This is a genomic window from Zavarzinia sp., assembly GCF_041650655.1.
Classification (GTDB): domain Bacteria; phylum Pseudomonadota; class Alphaproteobacteria; order Zavarziniales; family Zavarziniaceae; genus Zavarzinia.
The window spans coordinates 1-2,734 of record NZ_JBAZKR010000261.1; the positions used below are offsets into that span (position 1 = coordinate 1).

Annotated in this window: 3 protein-coding genes; all 3 read right to left on the reverse strand. The window is 68.5% G+C overall.

What is annotated here, in order from left to right; genetic code table 11:
- The coding region (locus tag WC493_RS23245; protein ID WP_373069029.1) for an EamA family transporter at nt 1-529 on the reverse strand (529 nt) is incomplete at its 3' end.
- Between the two features lie 63 nt (nt 530-592).
- Nucleotides 593-1,804: an FprA family A-type flavoprotein gene (locus WC493_RS23250; RefSeq protein ID WP_373069031.1), complete on the reverse strand. Its 1,212-nt coding sequence runs from the start codon at nt 1,802-1,804 to the stop codon at nt 593-595.
- 145 nt (nt 1,805-1,949) lie between these two features.
- Nucleotides 1,950-2,734, reverse strand: a 785-nt coding sequence (locus WC493_RS23255) for a trimethylamine methyltransferase family protein (protein WP_373069033.1), incomplete at its 5' end; no start/stop codon positions are given.

Here is a 2,734-nt window from a genome sequence, read left to right on the forward strand (position 1 = left end):
TCGTCACCGAGAACAGCGCCGACGAGAGCAGAGCCCAGCCGGCGCCAGCCGTGGCGCGGGTCCGGCGGGCCGGCGCTGCCGCGCCGTCCGGCCCGAACAGCTCTTCCTTCGGCGCCATCTCGACTGACGCCATGAGACCACCGGCCACGGCGAGCGACAGCCCGATCGCCGCCAGCGCAGGCAGCGGCTCGCCTTGAACGATCATGATCACGGCCACGAAGCCGCCGGCCAGCGAGGCGAGCGGAGTCACCACGGAGAGGTTCCCGACGACGAGTCCGCGGAGCAGGCAGCCGAGGCCCGCGGCTTCGCAGACGCCGCTGGCCGCGGCGAAGCCGGCCGCACGCCACTCGGCGGCGCCGCTGGGCGGACCGTCCAGGACCAGGGCGAGCGGAACCAGGATCGCGACCCCCACAGCCATCGACCACGTCAGCGCCGTCCATACGGCGGCGGCCCGCACGATCTTGACCATCAGGAAGTCGTGCAGGGCATAGCCGAGCGCCGACCCCAGGCCGAGGACGACGGTCACCATGGCGCCCGCCTCAAGCAGCCGGTCCGGAAGCAGCCGCTGCGGCCCCCGCGCCGGCCCACCTCCTCAGTGGTCCGTGTTGCAGACGGTGAGGTCGGCGAAGTTGCGCGGCGCCAGATCCTTGTGCTTTTCGGCGATGGCGTCGGCCAAGGCGTCGAGAGCGACGTAGTCGGCCTCTCGCGGCATGCCCTTGGCGAGCACAGGCTCGAGAAGCTCGAGCTTGAGCTTGCCCATCATGCCGGCCAGCGTCTCGACGGTCTTGCCGGCCCAGCCGTACGAGCCGATCACCGTCGCGAACCGGGCGCGCGGCCGCAGAGCGTTGGCGAGCGCGGCCGCGTACATCGCCAGGGGATGCGGCCCCCCAAGCACCGTCGGCGTGCCCAGCACGATGGTGCCGGCGTGGACCAGGGAGCTGGCGAGCTCACCGGCGTCGAGCGTCGTAAGGTCGAAGCGCTCCACCGCCACGCCGCGGTCGGTGAGCGCGGCCGTGAGGTAGTCGACCATCAGCCGCGTGCTGCCGTGCATCGTCACGTACGGCAGGCAGACGATGTTCTGCGGCTCGCCGCCGGCCCAGTCGCGGTAGGCCTCGATGATGAACCCTGGGTCGTCGTACACCGGCCCATGACTGGGTCCGATGATGGCGATCGGGTACTGCGTCACCTTGTCGACGTTCTTCAGCACCTGGACGCCGAACGGCATCATGATCTCGGCATAGTAGCGCTTGGCGCCGTCGTAGACCTTGTGCTTGTCGGCGAACACGTCGTTGGTCGCGTAATGCGAGCCGAAGAAGTCGCAGCTGAACAGGATCCTGTCCTCTTCGAGCCACGTGCACATGGTCTCGGGCCAGTGGACCCACGGCGTGAAGACGAACTTCAGCGTCTTGTCGCCCAGCGAGAGCTCATCGCCGTCGGCGACGATGTGAAAGCGCGCGTCGTCGATGTGCAAATGGTCCAGAAGCATGCCCCTGGCTTTCTCGTTGCAGACGACGGTGAGATCCGGGAAGCGGTCCAGCAGCATGGGCGTGGATCCGGAGTGATCCTGCTCAACGTGATGGATCACGAGGTAGTCCGGCGCGGGGAGCTGGTCGAGCTGCAGCGACAAGGTGCGCCATTGGACGGGATCGACGGTGTCGAGGAGGACGTTCTTCTCGCTGCCGTGCACGTAGTATGCGTTGTAGCTGGTGCCGTCGGGCAGCGGGATGAGAGCGTCGAAGAGCCTGCGGTCCCAATCGACCGCGCCGATGAGATGGACGTTGGGGACGAACTCACGTGGCTTCATGACGCACCTCGATGGGGTCGGGATCTGCGAATACGGTTGTCTGAGTATACCTTCGGCGGCGCGGGCTCCGCCCGTCGGATGGGCGTCGCTTTGGCCATCAACCTCGAGAGCAGGCGGCCGGTGGACGACGCCCTGGTGGCCGCCGTTAAGGCCGGAGGGACGTTGCCCAAACCGGCCGAGGAACTCTTCTGGGGCGGCTATTCAGGCTACTGCGCGGGCCGTCAGGTCGGCCGGGCCCGCGCCTCCGCTCGCGCGAGGATGCCGTCGATCGCGGCCTGCACCGCGGCCGGCAGCGCCGGCACTTCATGCTCGGCGAGGATCTGGTCGACGCGAGCGAGCCGGTGTACGCCGATTCCATGAAGCCGATGTCGTGAATCATGTGGCCGCCGCTCACGGCGTCGGCGAGCAGCGTGAGCGCCGCCTCGGCGGCGGCCTGCTGGTCGGGCAGCTTGCTGTCGGTCACCCCGCCCAGCGTCCACATCGGCAGGTCGTACCAGTGCAGCAGGCTCGAGTACACGGCGCGATGATCAGGCCACGCGAAGATGTCGACCATGGTGCGCATATCGAGGACCTCACCGGCCCAGCCGATGGCGATGTACGGAGCGCCTTCGCGTTTGAGCTGGGCCATGACGAGGCCGGCGAGCACGCCGGCGTTCACGACCACCGTCGCGCCGAGGACGGTCATCGGCGCGACGGTCCCGGCCGTGCTCACGGGACTGTAGATGCAGGGCAGGCCGCGGCCGGCCAGGTCCAACAAGGTGCGCACTGCCTCGGCGTTGTGCACCAGCGGGAACAGGGTGTTCTTGTAGCAGGCCACGAGAGGCCGCTCGGTGAGCGCCTCACGCCCGCCGACCACAGCCTCGGCCATGTCGGTGACGTCGAGATGGGCAGTCATGTCGTTGAGCGTCACGTAGACGATCGGCTTCGCGG